The sequence below is a fragment of the Streptomyces sp. SID8374 genome, assembly GCF_009865135.1.
GTDB lineage: Bacteria > Actinomycetota > Actinomycetes > Streptomycetales > Streptomycetaceae > Streptomyces.
Map to the genome: position 1 here is coordinate 1,274,263 of NZ_WWGH01000002.1, position 16,447 is coordinate 1,290,709.

A 16,447-nucleotide genomic window follows, 5' to 3' on the forward strand; every position below is an offset into this window, starting at 1 on the left:
CGCATCTCAGCACGGATCGGCACGCCGGGCCAAGGGGTCCGACCGATGTCAGGTGAAGGAATTCACAAACGGGGGGAGCTCACCGGAGCTCGGTGGGGCGCACGGGTCAGCTCATACGCAGCGCGAGGAAGAAGTCGAGTTTGTCCTCAAGCCGCGAAAGGTCACGGCCCGTCAACTGCTCGATCCGGCCGACGCGGTAGCGCAGTGTGTTGACGTGGAGGTGCGGCCGGGCCGCGCACCGCGTCCAGGAGCCGTCGCAGTCCAGGAAGGCTTCCAGCGTCTCGATGAGCTCCGCGCGGTGGCGCCGGTCGTAGTCGCGCAGCGGGTCCAGCAGCCGGGCGGTGAAGGCGCGGCGGACGTCGTCGGGGACGAACGGCAGCAGCAGCACGTGCGAGGCCAGCTCGTGGTGGCCGGCCGCGCAGACCCGCCCGGGGCGGGCCGCCGCCACCCGGCGGGCGTGCCGGGCCTCCTCCAGGGCGCCGCGCAGCCCCTCGGCCGAGTGCACGGCCGCGCTGACACCCAGTGTCAGCCGCCCGTCGTCGGCGAGGCCCGCCGAGAGCGGTTCGCGTACGGCGGCGAGCAGCGCGTCGGCGTGCAGCGCGGGGTCCTGTGCCGCCGGGGCCTCCCCGGACCCGGTCTCCGGCCCGGCCGCGTTGTCGGTGGGGTCCTCTACCGTCTCGGGGAGGGGGGCGGGCACGGCCGGGAGCGGTACGAGGGCGATGGCCTCGTCGCCCGTGTGGGCGACGGCGATGCGGTCGGCCGAGTCGGGGCCGCTGACCGCCGGGTCGACGAGGATCTCCTCCAGCAGGGCCTGGGCGACCGGGCCGCCCGCGAGCTCGCCCGGGACGCCCGCCGGGCCCGCCGCGCCGTCGGCCGCCCAGTCGACCCGGGCCACCACGACCTGCCACTGCGGGGCGACGCCGAGGCCCGGCAGGAGCACCGGGGCGGCGACCCGGAGCCGGGCGGCGATCTCGGCCGGGGCGGCGCCGGCCTGGACCAGCTCCAGGACCTCCTGGGCGAGCCGTCGGCGTACCGTACGGGCCGCGTCGCGGCGATCGCGCTCCACCGCGATCAGCTGGGTGACGCCCTGGAGCAGGTCCAGGCGGGCGGCGGGCCAGTCCGAGGCGTCCGCCTCGACGGCGAGCAGCCAGTCGGAGAGCACCGACTCCCGGACGTCACGGGTGGCCGGGACCGCACCCCGGCCGGTGTTCCGGATCGGGAAGAGGGAATACGTCGTACCGGCGACGGCCGCCCGGTACGGTCCCCGGCGGCCCGTGCGGGTCGCGGCCAGGTGGTGCCCGGCCAGGGCCGCGCCCAGCGGACCGGGCAGCGGGGCGCCGGCCCCGGCGATCCGGCGGCCGGTGGGGGAGAGGACCCAGGCGTGAAGGTCCAGGTCGGAGGTGAGGAGGTCGAGGACCACCTCGGGGCCGCCGCCCGCCGGGCCCGAGGTCATCAGCCGCCGGTGCCGGTCCACCACGGCCGCCAGATCGCCCGCCCGCTCGCCGGAGACCTGGCGTACGACATGCTCGGTGATCGTTGCGAACGCGACGGTCTCGTGCACCGCGAAGAGCGGCAGCCGGTGCTGGACGCACGCCTCCACCAGGTCGGCCGGGATGTCGCCGAGCTCCGCCTCGCCCGCCGCGAGCCCGGCCACCCCGGCGCCCGCCAGGATCCGGACGAACGGCTCGGAGTCGCTCGCGTCCCGGCGCCAGGCCAGCCCCGTCAGCACCAGCTCGCCGCCGGAGAGGTAGCGGCTGGGGTCGCGCAGGTCGGTCGTCATGACGCCCCGGACCGTGCGGTCCAGCTCGTCCTCGCCGCCGAGCAGCCGCAGGCCCAGCGCGTCGGTCTCCAGCAGTGCGCGCAGCCGCATCTCGTCGCCGCCGATCTCTCTAGGGGTGGGAACAGGTGGGTGAAGGGGTACGTCGGGTGGGGGACCACAGGGGTGAACGGGTACCTGTGAATTACGGCGAGGTTACTGATCCCCGCCATTCGTTCGAATCTACAAGACGAGGACGGAGACCAGCCAACTCCTTCAGTGTTTCGGTGACTGCACCCACCGGGTCCTGGCTTGTGTACTGGGCCACACACCACGTGAACACCACATGAACGAGCCAGTCGAGGGCCGGCCGTCCCCAGCCCCGGTGAACGACCCGATTGAGAAGAAGAGAGCCACTCATGGACTTCCTTCGCCCCGCCAGCTGGGAGGAGGCGCTCGCCGCCAAGGCCGAGCACCCCACGGCTGTGCCCATCGCGGGCGGCACGGATGTGATGGTCGAGATCAACTTCGACCACCGGCGGCCCGAGTACCTCCTGGACCTGAACCGCATCGGTGAGCTGTCCGAGTGGGAGGTGGGCCAGGAGAGCGTGAGGCTCGGCGCCTCCGTCCCGTACAGCGCCATCATGGAGCACCTGCGCACCGAGCTGCCGGGCCTGGCGCTCGCCTCGCACACCGTCGCCTCCCCGCAGATCCGCAACCGCGGCGGGGTCGGAGGCAACCTGGGCACCGCGTCACCCGCAGGGGACGCCCACCCGGCGCTGCTCGCCGCGGGGGCCGAGGTGGAGGCCGAATCCGTACGCGGAACGCGGCTGATTCCCATCGACGCTTTCTACACAGGCGTCAAGCGCAACGCCCTGGAGCCGGACGAGCTGATCCGCGCCGTACACATCAAGAAGGCCGACGGGCCCCAGCAGTATTCGAAGGTCGGCACCCGCAACGCGATGGTCATCGCCGTCTGCGCCTTCGGCATCGCCCTGCACCCCGAGACCCGCACCGTGCGCACCGGCATCGGCTCCGCCGCCCCGACGCCCGTCCGGGCCAAGGAGGCGGAGGCCTTCCTGAACGCCGCGCTCGAAGAGGGCGGGTTCTGGGAGAGCGGCAAGATCATCACCCCCGCCGTCGCCAAGCAGTTCGCCGCGCTCGCCTCGGGCGCCTGCAACCCGATCGACGACGTACGGGGCACGGCGAAGTACCGCAGGCACGCGGTCGGCATCATGGCCCGCCGCACGCTCGGCTGGACCTGGGAGCAGTACCGCGGCGCGGGCCGCACGCTGGAAGGAGCTGCGTAACCATGCGAGTCAATTTCACGGTCAACGGCCGTCCGCAAGAAGCCGACGACGTATGGGAGGGCGAGTCCCTTCTCTACGTGCTGCGTGAGCGTATGGGGCTGCCCGGTTCCAAGAACGCCTGCGAGCAGGGTGAGTGCGGGTCCTGCACGGTCCGCCTGGACGGTGTCCCGGTCTGTTCCTGCCTGGTCGCCGCCGGCCAGGTCGAGGGCCGCGAGGTCGTCACCGTCGAGGGCCTGGCCGACTACGCCAAGCACCGCGAGGACGCCCACCCCGGCGGCGGCTGCGCCTCCGGCGGCTGCGGCACCACCCTGGACGCCGCCAAGCGCTGGCAGTCCAAGCCCACCGACGGCCAGACCGGCGAGGCCGTCCAGCTCTCCCCGATCCAGCAGGCGTTCATCGACGCCGGAGCCGTGCAGTGCGGCTTCTGCACCCCCGGCCTGCTGGTCGCCGCCGACGAACTGCTGGAGAACACCCCCTCGCCGTCCGACCAGGACATCCGCGAGGCGCTCTCCGGCAACCTGTGCCGCTGCACCGGTTACGAGAAGATCCTCGACGCGGTCCGCCTCGCGGCCGCCCGCCAGGAAGAGGCGGTCCAGTCATGACGACGCGCCCCGAAGCCACGACGCAGCCCAAGGCCTCGACGCCGGTCAAGGCCCAGACCGTACCGGCCGGAACCCCCACCAAGATCACCCAGGGCTCGCCCACCAAGGGCGGCATCGGCGAGTCCACGCTCCGTCCCGACGGCACCCTGAAGGTCACCGGGGAGTTCGCGTACTCCTCCGACATGTGGCACGAGGACATGCTGTGGGGCCAGACGCTGCGCTCCACCGTCGCGCACGCCGAGATCGTCTCCATCGACACCTCCGAGGCGCTGGCGACCTCCGGCGTCTACGCGGTGATGACCTACGACGACCTCCCGGCCGAGATGAAGAACTACGGCCTGGAGATCCAGGACACCCCGGTCCTCGCCCACGGCAAGGTCCGCCACCACGGCGAGCCGGTCGCCATCGTGGCCGCCGACCACCCGGAGACCGCACGCCGCGCCGCCGCCAAGATCAAGATCGAGTACCGGGAGCTGCCCCTCATCACCGACGAGGCGTCGGCGACCGCTCCCGACGCCGTACTCGTGCACGAGGGCCGCGACGACCACCACATCGGCCATGTCCCGCACCCCAACATCGTGCACCGCCAGCCGATCATCCGGGGCGACGCCGACGAGGCCGCCGAGCGCGCCGACGTCATCGTCACCGGCGAGTACGTCTTCGGCATGCAGGACCAGGCCTTCCTCGGCCCCGAGTCCGGTCTCGCCGTGCCCTCCGAGGACGGCGGGGTGGAGCTGTACGTCGCCACCCAGTGGCTGCACTCGGACCTCGGCCAGATCGCCCCCGTCCTCGGCCTCCCCGAGGACAAGGTCCGCATGACGCTCTCCGGCGTCGGCGGGGCCTTCGGCGGCCGCGAGGACATCTCGATGCAGATCCACGCCTGCCTGCTGGCGCTCCGCACCGGCAAGCCGGTCAAGATCGTCTACAACCGGTTCGAGTCCTTCTTCGGCCATGTCCACCGCCACCCGGCCAAGCTCCACTACGAGCACGGCGCCACCAAGGACGGCAAGCTCACGCACATGAAGTGCCGCATCGTCCTGGACGGCGGGGCCTACGCCTCCGCCTCCCCGGCGGTCGTCGGCAACGCCTCCTCGCTCTCGGTCGGCCCGTACAAGATCGAGGATGTCGACATCGAGGCGGTCGCCCTCTACACCAACAACCCGCCCTGCGGCGCGATGCGCGGCTTCGGCGCGGTCCAGGCGTGCTTCGCCTACGAGGCGCAGATGGACAAGCTGGCCGCGAAGCTGGACATGGACCCGGTGGAGTTCCGCCAGCTCAACGCCATGGAGCAGGGCACCCTGCTGCCCACCGGACAGCCCTGTGACTCGCCGGCCCCGGTCGCCGAGCTGCTGCGCCGCGTCAAGTCCCGGCCGCTGCCGCCCGAGCAGGAGTGGCTGTCGGCGGGCAGCGAAGGCACCTCCGTCGACATCCGGGCGCTGCCCGGCGGGCTCTCCAACACCACCCACGGCGAAGGAGTCGTCCGGGGGGTCGGCTACGCGGTCGGCCTGAAGAACGTCGGCTTCTCCGAGGGCTTCGACGACTACTCCACCGCCCGCGTCCGGATGGAGGTCATCAACGGCGAGCCGGTCGCCACCGTGCACACCGCGATGGCCGAGGTCGGCCAGGGCGGCGTCACCGTCCACGCCCAGATCGCCCGTACCGAACTCGGGGTCAACCAGGTCACCATCCACCCCGCCGACACCCGCGTCGGCTCCGCCGGATCCACCTCCGCCTCCCGCCAGACGTACGTCACCGGCGGCGCGGTCAAGAACTCCTGCGAAGCCGTACGGGAGAAGGTCCTGGAGCTCGGCCGCACCAAGTTCGGCACCTACCACCCGGCCTGGGCCACCGCCGAACTCCTCCTGGAGGGCGGCAAGGTCGTCACCGACGGCGGCGAGGTGCTGGCGGACGTGGCCGACGTCCTGGAGGACGAGGCGATCGACATCGAGTTGGAGTGGCGCCACCGGCCCACCGAGGCGTTCGACCTGCGCACCGGACAGGGCAACGGCCACGTCCAGTATTCGTTCGCCGCGCACCGCGCGGTCGTGGAGGTCGACACCGAGCTCGGCCTGGTCAAGGTCATCGAACTGGCCTGCGCCCAGGACGTCGGCAAGGCGCTCAACCCGCTCTCCGTCCTCGGCCAGATCCAGGGCGGCACGCTCCAGGGCATGGGCGTCGCGGTGATGGAGGAGATCATCGTCGACCCGAAGACCGCGAAGGTGCGCAACCCCTCCTTCACGGACTACCTCCTCCCCACGATCCTCGACACGCCGACCATCCCCGTCGACGTGCTCGAACTCGCCGACGAGCACGCCCCGTACGGGCTGCGCGGCATCGGCGAGGCCCCCACCCTGTCGTCCACCCCGGCCGTCCTCGCGGCGATCCGGAACGCGACGGGCCTGGAGCTCAACAGGACCCCGGTACGCCCCGAGCACCTCACCGGGACCTGAGAACCGGTCCCTGAGACCGGGGTCCTGAGAACCGGGGTCCTGAGACCGGGGCCCTGAGAACCGGGGCCGGGTGACCCCCGGCCCCGCCGCCTCCGAGCGGTCCCCCCCCGAACTCTCCGGGCGGTGCGCCGAGCCGAGAACGTCACACTTTTCCGCATCCCGCACCGCCCGGAGGCACCAAGCACCGCACCGCTCGCGGTTCTTCGCCGTGCCCGACCAGCACGGCAGCGCCTCACGGATCATCCGTGCCGCCGGCACATCCGTATCTGCTTCAACAGTTCGTCCCGGCCGTCCCCGGGTCGTGCAGCCGACGCAGTCATCCCAAATCCCGCATTCAGGAATCTCCAAGCGGGTGCCCCTGTGAACCTTGGGAGTCAGGCATCATGACCCAGCAGTCAGTGGAACCGAAGACCAGTCCGGAGGCCGCGGGCCCCGGCTCGCGCGTCCCCGCCGGGAGATCATGGCTCGACCGGTACTTCCACATATCCGAACGAGGCTCCACGGTCGCGCGTGAAGTGCGCGGCGGCGTCACGACCTTCATGGCCATGGCGTACATCCTCCTGCTCAACCCGCTGATCCTCGGCGGGGAGGACGTCAACGGCAACCTCCTCGGCCAGAGCGGCCTGATCACCGCGACCGCCTTCGCGGCAGCCGCCACGACCCTGCTCATGGGCTTCGTCGGCAAGGTGCCCCTGGCGCTCGCCGCCGGACTCAGCGTCTCCGGTGTGCTCGCCTCGCAGGTCGCACCCAACATGACCTGGCCGCAGGCCATGGGCATGTGTGTGATCTACGGTGTGGTGATCTGCCTCCTGGTGGTCACCGGCCTCCGCGAGATGATCATGAACGCGATCCCGCTCGCGCTCAAACACGGCATCACCATGGGCATCGGGCTCTTCATCGCCCTCATCGGCCTCTACAAGGCCGGATTCGTCCACCAGGGCACGGCCACCCCCGTCTCCCTCGGCCCCGCCGGTGAACTCGCCGGCTGGCCCGTACTGATCTTCTGCGTGACCCTGCTCCTCATCTTCATGCTCCAGGCGCGCAACATCCCCGGCGCGATCCTGATCGGCATCATCGTCGGCACCCTGGTCGCCATCGCCATCAACGCGATCGCCGACATCGACCCCAAGGCGTGGAGCAGCGGCCCGCCCGCCCTGGAGGGCAGCGCGGTCTCCGCCCCCGACTTCTCGCTCTTCGGCAACGTCGAGTTCGGCGGCTGGGGCGACGTCGGTGTGATGACCGTCGGCATGATCGTCTTCACCCTGGTGCTGGCCGGCTTCTTCGACGCGATGGCCACCATCATCGGCGTCGGCACCGAGGCCAAGCTCGCCGACGAGAAGGGCCGCATGCCGGGCCTGTCCAAGGCGCTGTTCATCGACGGCGCCGGCGGCGTCATCGGCGGTGTCGCCTCGGGCTCCGGCCAGACGGTCTTCGTCGAGTCGGCCACCGGCGTCGGGGAAGGGGCCCGGACCGGGCTCGCCTCCGCCGTCACCGGCCTCTTCTTCGCGGCCTGCCTCTTCTTCACCCCGCTCACCGCGATCGTGCCGACCGAGGTGGCCTCCGCCGCCCTCGTCGTCATCGGCGCGATGATGATGCAGAACGCCCGGCACGTGGACTGGAGCGACCGCTCCGTCGCCATCCCGGTCTTCCTGACCGTGGTCCTGATGCCCTTCACGTACACCATCACCACCGGTGTCGCCGCGGGTGTCATCGCGTACTCGGCCATCAAGCTCGCCCAGGGCAGGGCCCGCGAGGTCGGGGCCTTCATGTGGGGGCTGACGGTGATCTTCCTCGTCTTCTTCGCCCTCAACCCGATCGAGAGCTGGCTCGGCGTCCACTGAGGCCGGCCGACCTTCCCCTCCCTCACTTAAGGAGACACGCCATGCTGGACATCGCCGAAGAGCTTCACCGGTGGGTCTCGCAGGGACGCGAGTTCGCCGTCGCCACCGTGGTGGCGGTCGGCGGCAGCGCGCCCCGGCAGCCGGGTGCCGCCCTCGCCGTCGACGCCCACGGAACGGCCATCGGCTCGGTCTCCGGCGGATGTGTGGAGGGCGCGGTCTACGAGCTGTGCCAACAGGCCCTGGAGGACGGGAACTCCGTCCGCGAGCGCTTCGGCTACAGCGACGAGGACGCCTTCGCGGTCGGTCTGACCTGCGGCGGCGTCATCGACATCCTGGTCACACCGGTACGGGCGGACGACCCCGCCCGCCCGGTGTTCGCCGCGGCGCTCGCGGCCGCCGCGGAGGGGGCGGCGGCCGCCCTGGCCCGGGTCACGGAGGGCCCCGGGGAACTGCTCGGACTCCCGCTCCTGGTCCGGCCCGACGGAAGTTACGAGGGCGGGCTCGGCGGCCACCCGGCGCTGGACCGGACCGCCGCGGCCGAGACCCGCGCCCTGCTGGACGCGGGCCGCACCGGGCCGCTCGCCATCGGCGCGGAGGGCTCCCGCTGCGGCCGGCCGATCCAGCTCCTGGTCGAGTCCAGCGTGCCCCCGCCCCGCATGATCGTGTTCGGCGCGATCGACTTCGCCTCCGCCCTCGTCCGGGCCGGGAAGTTCCTCGGCTACCAGGTCACCGTCTGCGACGCCCGCCCCGTCTTCGCCACCGCCGCCCGCTTCCCCGAGGCCGACGAGATCGTCGTCGACTGGCCCCACCGCTACCTAGCGGGGACCGACACCGACGCCCGTACGGTGCTCTGCGTCCTCACCCACGACGCCAAGTTCGACGTACCCCTGCTGGAGGCCGCCCTGCGCCTCCCGGTCGCCTACGTCGGCGCGATGGGCTCCCGCCGCACCCACCTGGACCGCAACGACCGCCTCCGCGAGGTCGGCCTCACCGACCGCGAACTGGCCCGCCTGCACTCGCCGATCGGCCTCGACCTCGGAGCCCGTACGCCGGAGGAGACGGCCCTGTCCATCGCCGCCGAGATCGTCGCCGTCCGGCGCGGCGGCAGCGGCGTACCGCTCACCGGGGCCCACACCCCCATCCACCACGACAGCAGCGGCCAGCCGCTGGCATCGGTGGCCTGAGCCGCCCGGTCCGCGCCGGCCGGTTCTCGGGACGGGGTGCACGTGAATACCGGGGCACGCGGATGCGGTTGGATGAGCGCATGAGCGTTCACGACGTTGCCCGCAGGCTGCCGGGCATATCCCCCCTCAACGACCTCTGCCGCTCCCTGGCGATGCTGGATGCCGTGCTGTGCCCCGAATGGGACCACCGCTGGCACAGCTTCGACGCGCACTGGTCGCCCACGGAGGCCATGGCCTCGATGCGCGACGGTTCGGGTGGTGAATACTCCCTGGTCTTCTCCGCCGCCGGTGTCTACGCCCGCGGCTTCGACCACGAGTCGCCGATGAGCCCCTACGTCGACGACGCGCCCTGGCCCGGCGTCCTCGACGAGGTCCCGGACGTCTTCCGGCCGTACGTGGACGAGCCCTCGTTCACCGACGAGTTCGGCCTCCCGGTGGTCACCGCCTGCCTCTGGCGCGAGAGCACCGACGAGCGCTGGCGGGCGGGGACCATCGAGTTCCCGGAGGACGGGGAGGACTCCGACGGTGCCGACTGGCTCTTCCAGCTGCTCGTCACGGGCACCCCGGAGTCGTACCAGGAGTGGGCGGAGGACTACTTCGAGGTCCCGGTGGACCTCGAAGCCGTACGCCACATCTACGCGCTCCGGCCGCTGACCGACGAGGTCGTCGCCGCGCTCAACCCCGAGCGGGTGGCGGCCGAACTGACCGAGGACATCAAGGAGATCGGGTACCCGGTCGGCAGCGGCACGGAGTGATCCGGGGCCGGTGCCGGTGTGTGGGGGCCTGCCCCCGGTCCACACCGGCACACGGTCGCCTCCTGTCCGCTCAGCGCCCTGCCTGCAACGCCCCCCACGTGGCCGGGCCCACCTTGCCGTCGACGCTCAGGCCGCGGCTGGTCTGGTAGTTGCGCACCGCCGTCTCCGTCGTCGGGCCGAAGCTGCCGTCGACGCCCACCGTGGTGCCGAGCGCCGCCGTCAGGGAGCGCTGGAGGCGCTTCACCGCGTCGCCGGAGCTGCCGCGGGCGAGGGCGGGGGTGGTGCCGGCGGAGAGCAGGGCCGTCCAGGTCTTCGGGCCGACCGCGCCGTCGGCGGTGAGGGAGCGGGCCCGCTGGAACGCCTGGGTGGCGCTCTTGGTGGTGGGGCCGAAGATGCCGTCCGCTGTGCCCGCCGCGTACCCCTGGGCGTTGAGCAGCTGCTGGACCGCCTTCACCTGCGGGCCCGACGAGCCCGACTGCTGGAGGGTGTACGAGGGGAAGGTCAGGCTGTCACCGGGGGTGCCGGGGCTGCCCCCGACCAGCTGCATGTAGTAGTTCCAGTCCCAGTTGGGCCCCGGGTCGGTGTGGGTGGCGCCCGGCGCCTCGCTGTGGCCGATGATGTGCGACCGGTTCTTCGGGATGCTGTACCGCGCGGCGAGGTGCTTGGTGAGCGCGGCGGAGGAGCGGTACATCGCCTCCGTGTACCAGGCCGGGTTGTCGACGTAGCCCTCGTGCTCGATCCCCACGGACGAGGAGTTGACGCTGCCGGCGTGCCAGGCGGTGTCCTTCTCCAGCACCGACTGGGTGACCTCGCCGTCGGAGGAGCGGATCGTGTAGTGCGCGCTGACCTTCGAGGCCGGGTTCTGGTACCAGCTGATGGAGCCCGCGTACGAGCCCTGCGTGGTGTGGATGATCACCTTGTCGACCGTGGCCTTGCGGCCGACGACGAAGTTCCCGGAGTACGCGGGGACCCAGAGGCCCGAGGGGTAGTCGGGGCTCTGCGCGTAGGCCCCGGCGGCGGAGACCTCGTCCTTGACCGGGGAGACCGGGCGGGAGGGGACCCGGACCTTCTCGCCGCCGGGCGCCGTCGCGTCCAGCCCCTGGGCGAGGAACGTGAACACCGTGTCCGCGTAGAGCGCCGCCGCCGGGCCCTCGGCCTCGCTGTACCGGGCGACCGCCGGGTACCAGGCGTTCACGTCGCGCCGCTCCGCGCGGTCCAGGCCGAGGCGGTCGGCGTGGTCGCGCAGGACGGCGGCGCCGCCGAGGATGTTCGCGGCGGTGTCCCGGCGCAGCCGGTCGGCCGGTTCGCCGGTCAGCGCGGCGGCCTTCTCCAGGGAGCGGTTCTCCGGGTTGCTCGCCAGGTGCATCACGCCGTAGCCGTTCGCCTGGCTGGGCTGCCCCGCGTGGCCGTCGAGGCGGCTCTCGCCGTAGCCGACGGCGGCCAGCAGATCGCGCGGTACGCCGTACTCCCGCGCCGCCCGGTCGAAGGCGCGGTTCAGCGGTTCGGCGGCGGGCTGGGCGGGGGCGGCGGACGCGGGCTGGCCGGTGGCGACCAGGGCCGTGACCGTGAGGGCCGCCAGGACGGACGCGCGCGCCCGGGTGCGGGCCGCGACGGGGCTTCTGGGCATGGGTGCTCCTGCTCTGTGGGGAATCTGTGGGGAAATCCGCGGGAGGAGAAGAGAGAAGCCCTCGGCCCGGGGTGGCGGACCGAGGGGCTGCGAGCGCACCCAGGCTAGCGAGGTGAGAAGGGCATGACAATGATGGCCGGGTCGCGGCGTGTCGCGCAACTGGCCTGAAAAGTAAGGAAGTTGACGGGCAATTAGGGCCTGTCGGGTGACGGGGTGAATCACCCGACAGGGGGTGTGATGGGCCGATCGGCCCCGCCTTCGCTACCAGCGGTTCCGGTGGATCACGTCCGCCACCGGGCGGCGCCGCACCGGACCGAAGTTGCCCTGCGGCCACCCCACCGGAACTGCGGCGAAGGTCGCCATGTCCTCCGGGATGCCCAGCTCCTGCTTCCACTCCTGCTCCAGGAACAGGTGCCAGATGGTGATGTTGGCCGCGAGCCCGAGGCCCCGGGCGGCGAGCAGCAGGTTCTGGACGCCCGGATAGACGCAGGAGCCCTCGGCCAGCGCCTGGAACCGGCTCTGGGAGGCCATCATCCGCTCACTCGCCTCCGGGCCCAGCGCCCGCGCGGAGGCGGCCAGCCCCTCCTCGTCGAGGCGCGGCTCCGGGAAGCGGTAGCACGGCACGATCAGCACCGGCGTATCGGCGAAGTGGTCTCGCTGGTACTCGATCGCCGCCACCATCCGCCCGTACGCCGCCTCGTCCATGCCCTCGGGCGCGTACTTCCCGGTCGTCGCGAGGTAGGAGTCCACGCAACGCTTCCACAGCGGCGCGAGGCGGGCCATCACCTGGCGGTCCGTCACCACGACGTACTCGTAACACTGCATGTTGCCGCCGCTGGGTCCCCACACGGCGGCCTGTATGAGCTGATCGACCGTCTCGTCCGGGACCGCGTCCGGCTTGAGGCGGCGCATGGCGCGCATGGTGGACATGGTGTCGAAGAGAGCGGGGCCGCCGACGGCGGACGGGCCGGCCTGAACCGTTTCGATGGTCATGATCGCGGAGTCTAGGCAGAACTCCCGGCTCAGGGCAGGGGGTGCTCTCCTCCGGTTCGGTCCGGGGCCGCGGTGTTCCTTCACCTTCGGAGGCCGCGTGTTCCCCCGGCTCAGGGGCCGCGCCACAGGTTGGCGAACGCCGAGTTCTCGATGGTCCGCCGCTGGCGTACCGCCTCCAGCTCCATCACCGCGTCGTGGACGGCACTCACCACGGCCGTCACCGCGTCGTCGTCCAGGCCGGATTCCTCGTCGGACGGCCCGCCCTCGACACCCACCGCCGAGGCGAGCGCGGCCAGGACCGGTTCCCGCCGCTCCCAGCGCTCGGCCGCCCCGCGACGGGCGGGGGTGTCGGCCGGTGCCACGCGCTTCGAGCCGAAGGAGAGCCGGCCGCTCCGCTCCCGGGTCAGCTCACCGTCCTCCTCCAACGCGGCCTGGTAGGCGGCCGAGAGGTCCTTCCCCCGGCGCCACAGCCAGTCCTCGATCCGCTCGTGGGGCTGCTCCCGGGTGAGCTGCGCCGCCGCTTCGCCCAAGAGCCGGTCCTGCGGCGCCGACGGCCCGCCCGGCACGATCCGGTCCTCGTCCACGGTGATGGCACCCGCGCCGATCAGATCGATCAGCTCGGCCCCCGCGAGTGCGAGCGACAGGTCGCCCTGCCCCACGGAACGCTCCGGCCTCGGATCCATGGCGATGATGAACAGGTCTTTCGCCGTCGTCATGAACGGCTCCTCTCGGAACGTCGACGGTGCGCCGACAGGGGATCGGTCGATCAATATCACGCCGCCCGGACGGCCGGGCCCCGGTCAGGTCCTGGTCAGCCGGACCACCGGGATGTCCCGCTCGGTGCCCGCCTGGTACTGCGCGTAGCGCGGGAACAGCTCCACCAGGCCCGGCCAGACCCGGGCCTTCTCCTCGGCCGGGAGGGTCGACGCGACGGCCGGGAAGCGCTCGGTCCCCACGCGGAGCCCGACCTCGGGGTTGGCCTGAAGGTTCAGGTACCAGAGCGGCGGGCGGTCCGAGCCGCCGTTGGAGGCCACGATCAGATAGTCCTCGCCGTCCCGCCCGTACATCAGCACCGTCCGCCGCACGACCCCGCTGCGCCGCCCCACGTAGTCCATCAGCAGACAGGGCACTCCGAGCTGCGTCGTGCCCTTCGTGCCGCCGGACGACTCGTACAGCTCCGCCTGCCGGGCCACCCATCCGGTGGGGCTGACCTCGACCTCCGCCGCGCCGTCCGCTTCCGCCGCCATGGGCCTCTCCTTCACCTCGTACGGTCCGTCCCTCCATCCTGCACCCCCGCCCGGCCGTACCGGCGGATTCGTACACCTGGACAGAGCTCCCACCGCACGGGGGAACGCGGGCCGGGAACCCCTCGGTGAAGGCGTATAAAGGGTCCTTCCGGAGCAGCCGGCGTCCCCCGATGGCCCCTCCCCACCTCACCCCCAACCGCGCGGCCGGCGTCACCGCGTCACTGAGCCCAGGAGCGCCAATGACCACCTCGGAAGAGATCAGCGCCCTGCTGGTAGCGAAGTTCGGAACCGACCCCGAGGCACTGCGCCCCGACGTTCCGCTGCACCGGCTGCGGCTGGACTCCCTCGCCCTGGAGGAGCTGCGGCTGCTCATCGAGGACCGGCTGGACGTCGACCTGGAGGACGTCGCGCTCACCTCGCGCGACACCCTCGGCCGGCTGATCGAGGTCGTCCACGTCAAGGCGACCGCATGAGCGCGCCGGCGGCCCCCGCGCCCTACCGCCGTACGCCGCTCGCCCCGTTCGCCGCCGCCGTCACCGGGGTCGGCCTGGTCACCGCGGCCGGAACGGGCGCCCGGGCGGCCTGGCACGGCGTCACCGAGGGGCTCGCCCCCTCCGTCGGCCCCCGGCCCGAACTCGGCGGCCTGCCCTGCGACTTCTTCTACTCCGTCACCGACTGCGACCCGCGCGAGGTGCTCGGGGTGGCCGCCCAGCGGCTGATGGACCGCTTCGCCCAGCTCGCCGTCATCGCCGCCCGCGAGGCGATCGCGGACGCCGGTCTCGACCCGGCCCTCTGGGACAGCGGCCGCGTCGGCATCGTCATCGGCTCCGCCCACGGCGGGCTGCCCTTCTACGACGAGCAGTACGCCGTCCTCGCCGCGCGCGGCGCCCGCCGGGTCTCCCCGAAGCTCGCCCCCCTCAGCGTGGTCAACGGCGCGGCCAGCAGCGTCAGTCTGGACCTCGGCGTGCAGGGCCCCAGCCAGGCCGTCTCGACCGCCTGCTCCTCCGGCACCGTCGCCATCGGCACCGCCCACCAGATGCTCCGCTCCGGGGCCTGCGACATCGTCATCGCGGGCGGCGCCGAATCCACCTGCACCCGGCTCCTGCTGGCCAGCGCGTGCAGCCTCAAGGCCGTCTCCACCCGCCGCGAGGACCCCGCGGCCGCCTGCCGCCCCTTCGACACCCACCGCGACGGCTTCGTCGTCGGCGAGGGCGCGGGCCTCCTCGTCCTGGAGCACCCCGAGCACGCCCGCGCGCGCGGCGCCACCGTCCGCGCCCATGTGAGCGGTTACGGAGCCTCCAGCGACGCCCACTCCGCCGTCGCCCCGGACCCCGAAGGGCTCGGCATCGAACGCGCCCTGCGCACCGCCCTCGCCGACGCCGGGCTCTCCCCGGCCGACGTCGGGCATGTCAACGCCCACGGCACCTCGACGCTCTCCAACGACCTCATCGAGGCGGCCATGCTCCGCCGCGTCCTCGGCGAAAGCCCCCTGGTCACCTCCACCAAGGCGATGACCGGGCACACCCTCGGCGCGGCCGGCGGCATCGAGGCCGCGCTGACCGTGCTCGCCCTCCAGCACCAACTGGTCCCGCCCACCGTCAACTTGGACGCCCCTGATCCGCAGATCCAGATGGACGTCGTCGCCAAGGAGGCCCGCAGCGCCTCCTTCGACTGCGCGGTGAAGACCTCGCTCGGCTTCGGCGGCCACAACGCGGCACTCGTCCTCACCAGGGCCTGAGCGGAAGGGAGTTGGGGAACACATGCCAGAGGAGATCATCCGTACGCTGTCGGTGGACGGAGTGCGTTACAGCTACCGCGTCCTGCCGTACGCCTCCGACAGCGGGGCCCCCGTCACCGAACCCGCGCTCGTCCTCGGCGGCGCCCTCCAGGGCATGTACGGCTGGCCCCAGATGGACGACCACCTCGGCCCGGCCACCGACGTGGTCACCGCCGACCTGCCCGGCATGGGCTCCGCCGACCCGCTGCCGCCCGGCCCCAGCGCCGACCTCCTGCGCCGGGCCGTCCTGGCCATCGCCGACGACCTGGGCGCCCCCCGGCTGAACCTCTTCGGCTTCTCGTACGGCACCGCCATCGCCTTCGGCTTCGCCCAGCGCCATCCCGAGCGGGTGGCGCGGCTCGCCCTCGGCGGCGTACCGGTCCATATCGACGCCGCCCAGGTGGCGTGCTGGGAGCGGGCGCGGGAGGTGCTGGCGGGCGGGGACCGCGAGGGCTTCGCGGCGCTGGCCGCCGACGCGCTGATGTGCCTCGATCCCGAACGGACCGTACATCGGCGGGAGTTGGCCCGCCGCTATGTGCGCCGCTCGTTCCTGCACGCGCTCACCCACTCGCCGCACGCGACCGATTCGCTCTACCGGGCGCTGGCCGACCGGCCGGACTTCTCCGGCGGGCTGAGCGGCGTACCGGCGCTGGTCTTCGCGGGGGAGCACGACACGGTCACCTCGCCCGAGCGGCAGCGGGAGTTCGCGGCGACGATCGAGGGCAGCCGGTTCCTCACCATCGACGAGTCCGACCACTGGGTGGTCCTGGAGCGGGCCGTCGAGGTGGCGGAGCTGGTGTCAGGCTTCTTCACGGAGACCGAGACGCAGACGCGGCCCGGAGCCGCCCCCGTCACCCTGCCCCGGCAGGCGGGTGCCCCGGTGGGCCGGGCCTGACGGTCCGGCC

General features: G+C 72.4%; 14 protein-coding genes. 9 read left to right on the top strand and 5 right to left on the bottom strand.

From position 1 onward, the window contains the following. Positions 1 to 106 precede the first annotated feature (106 nt). The gene (locus GTY67_RS29070) at positions 107 to 1,870 is read right to left on the bottom strand and encodes a PucR family transcriptional regulator ligand-binding domain-containing protein (protein ID WP_161280927.1); all 1,764 of its coding nucleotides are present in this window, start codon (positions 1,868 to 1,870) and stop codon (positions 107 to 109) included. A gap of 305 nt (positions 1,871 to 2,175) precedes the next feature. Here GTY67_RS29070 and GTY67_RS29075 point away from each other — a divergent pair, with 305 nt between their 5' ends. The 6 genes from GTY67_RS29075 (at position 2,176) to GTY67_RS29100 (ending at position 9,898) form a co-directional block, all read left to right on the top strand. Further along, positions 2,176 to 3,066, top strand: coding sequence for a xanthine dehydrogenase family protein subunit M (locus GTY67_RS29075; protein WP_161280929.1), 891 nt, complete (start codon positions 2,176 to 2,178; stop codon positions 3,064 to 3,066). Positions 3,067 to 3,068: 2 nt separating this feature from the next. Further along, positions 3,069 to 3,668 carry a (2Fe-2S)-binding protein gene (locus tag GTY67_RS29080; protein ID WP_093686534.1) on the top strand — a complete coding sequence of 200 codons (600 nt, stop codon included), beginning with the start codon at positions 3,069 to 3,071 and terminating at the stop codon, positions 3,666 to 3,668. Further along, a complete protein-coding gene (locus tag GTY67_RS29085) occupies positions 3,665 to 6,118 on the top strand; it encodes a molybdopterin cofactor-binding domain-containing protein (protein WP_161280931.1) in 2,454 nt (817 codons plus the stop codon). Before GTY67_RS29080 ends, GTY67_RS29085 begins: the two co-directional genes overlap by 4 nt. A gap of 383 nt (positions 6,119 to 6,501) precedes the next feature. Beyond that, positions 6,502 to 7,959, top strand: coding sequence for an NCS2 family permease (locus GTY67_RS29090; protein ID WP_161280933.1), 1,458 nt, complete (start codon positions 6,502 to 6,504; stop codon positions 7,957 to 7,959). Between the two features lie 41 nt (positions 7,960 to 8,000). Continuing rightward, the gene (locus GTY67_RS29095; protein WP_161280935.1) at positions 8,001 to 9,143 is read left to right on the top strand and encodes an XdhC/CoxI family protein; all 1,143 of its coding nucleotides are present in this window, start codon (positions 8,001 to 8,003) and stop codon (positions 9,141 to 9,143) included. Between the two features lie 80 nt (positions 9,144 to 9,223). Beyond that, positions 9,224 to 9,898, top strand: a complete 675-nt coding sequence (locus GTY67_RS29100; RefSeq protein ID WP_202462387.1) for a hypothetical protein — start codon at positions 9,224 to 9,226, stop codon at positions 9,896 to 9,898. Between the two features lie 70 nt (positions 9,899 to 9,968). On the opposite strand, the gene GTY67_RS29105 is transcribed toward GTY67_RS29100, so the two are convergent. The 4 genes from GTY67_RS29105 to GTY67_RS29120 form a co-directional block, all read right to left on the bottom strand. Continuing rightward, on the bottom strand, positions 9,969 to 11,525 hold the full coding sequence (locus GTY67_RS29105; RefSeq protein ID WP_161280938.1) for a peptidoglycan-binding protein: 1,557 nt from the start codon (positions 11,523 to 11,525) through the stop codon (positions 9,969 to 9,971). Between the two features lie 261 nt (positions 11,526 to 11,786). Beyond that, positions 11,787 to 12,518 carry a nitroreductase family protein gene (locus GTY67_RS29110; protein ID WP_161280940.1) on the bottom strand — a complete coding sequence of 244 codons (732 nt, stop codon included), beginning with the start codon at positions 12,516 to 12,518 and terminating at the stop codon, positions 11,787 to 11,789. Positions 12,519 to 12,628: 110 nt separating this feature from the next. Then, positions 12,629 to 13,234 (bottom strand): GPP34 family phosphoprotein, encoded by a 606-nt coding sequence (locus GTY67_RS29115; protein ID WP_161280941.1) that lies wholly within the window; start codon positions 13,232 to 13,234, stop codon positions 12,629 to 12,631. A gap of 84 nt (positions 13,235 to 13,318) precedes the next feature. Next, on the bottom strand, positions 13,319 to 13,765 hold the full coding sequence (locus tag GTY67_RS29120; protein ID WP_093686542.1) for a nitroreductase family deazaflavin-dependent oxidoreductase: 447 nt from the start codon (positions 13,763 to 13,765) through the stop codon (positions 13,319 to 13,321). A 239-nt stretch (positions 13,766 to 14,004) separates the two neighbouring features. Here GTY67_RS29120 and GTY67_RS29125 point away from each other — a divergent pair, with 239 nt between their 5' ends. Genes GTY67_RS29125 through GTY67_RS29135 form a run of 3 tightly spaced genes read left to right on the top strand, consistent with a single transcriptional unit; the run spans position 14,005 to position 16,437 of the window. Then, on the top strand, positions 14,005 to 14,238 hold the full coding sequence (locus GTY67_RS29125) for an acyl carrier protein (protein ID WP_093686543.1): 234 nt from the start codon (positions 14,005 to 14,007) through the stop codon (positions 14,236 to 14,238). Then, entirely contained in the window at positions 14,235 to 15,503 is a 1,269-nt protein-coding gene (locus GTY67_RS29130; protein WP_161280943.1) for a beta-ketoacyl-[acyl-carrier-protein] synthase family protein, read from the top strand. Before GTY67_RS29125 ends, GTY67_RS29130 begins: the two co-directional genes overlap by 4 nt. Before the next feature lie 22 nt (positions 15,504 to 15,525). Next, positions 15,526 to 16,437: an alpha/beta fold hydrolase gene (locus GTY67_RS29135; protein WP_161280944.1), complete on the top strand. Its 912-nt coding sequence runs from the start codon at positions 15,526 to 15,528 to the stop codon at positions 16,435 to 16,437. Positions 16,438 to 16,447: the final 10 nt, after the last annotated feature.

Excerpts from the sequence above, each read along its gene's own strand:
- GTY67_RS29105 (WP_161280938.1), bottom strand. The coding sequence starts at position 11,525 with ATGCCCAGAAGCCCCGTCGCGGCCCGCACCCGGGCGCGCGCGTCCGTC.
- GTY67_RS29130 (WP_161280943.1), top strand. The coding sequence starts at position 14,235 with ATGAGCGCGCCGGCGGCCCCCGCGCCCTACCGCCGTACGCCGCTCGCC.
- GTY67_RS29115 (WP_161280941.1), bottom strand. The coding sequence starts at position 13,234 with ATGACGACGGCGAAAGACCTGTTCATCATCGCCATGGATCCGAGGCCG.
- GTY67_RS29120 (WP_093686542.1), bottom strand. The coding sequence starts at position 13,765 with ATGGCGGCGGAAGCGGACGGCGCGGCGGAGGTCGAGGTCAGCCCCACC.
- GTY67_RS29070 (WP_161280927.1), bottom strand. The coding sequence starts at position 1,870 with ATGCGGCTGCGCGCACTGCTGGAGACCGACGCGCTGGGCCTGCGGCTG.
- GTY67_RS29085 (WP_161280931.1), top strand. The coding sequence starts at position 3,665 with ATGACGACGCGCCCCGAAGCCACGACGCAGCCCAAGGCCTCGACGCCG.
- GTY67_RS29100 (WP_202462387.1), top strand. The coding sequence starts at position 9,224 with ATGAGCGTTCACGACGTTGCCCGCAGGCTGCCGGGCATATCCCCCCTC.
- GTY67_RS29135 (WP_161280944.1), top strand. The coding sequence starts at position 15,526 with ATGCCAGAGGAGATCATCCGTACGCTGTCGGTGGACGGAGTGCGTTAC.
- GTY67_RS29125 (WP_093686543.1), top strand. The coding sequence starts at position 14,005 with ATGACCACCTCGGAAGAGATCAGCGCCCTGCTGGTAGCGAAGTTCGGA.
- GTY67_RS29080 (WP_093686534.1), top strand. The coding sequence starts at position 3,069 with ATGCGAGTCAATTTCACGGTCAACGGCCGTCCGCAAGAAGCCGACGAC.
- GTY67_RS29110 (WP_161280940.1), bottom strand. The coding sequence starts at position 12,518 with ATGACCATCGAAACGGTTCAGGCCGGCCCGTCCGCCGTCGGCGGCCCC.
- GTY67_RS29095 (WP_161280935.1), top strand. The coding sequence starts at position 8,001 with ATGCTGGACATCGCCGAAGAGCTTCACCGGTGGGTCTCGCAGGGACGC.
- GTY67_RS29090 (WP_161280933.1), top strand. The coding sequence starts at position 6,502 with ATGACCCAGCAGTCAGTGGAACCGAAGACCAGTCCGGAGGCCGCGGGC.
- GTY67_RS29075 (WP_161280929.1), top strand. The coding sequence starts at position 2,176 with ATGGACTTCCTTCGCCCCGCCAGCTGGGAGGAGGCGCTCGCCGCCAAG.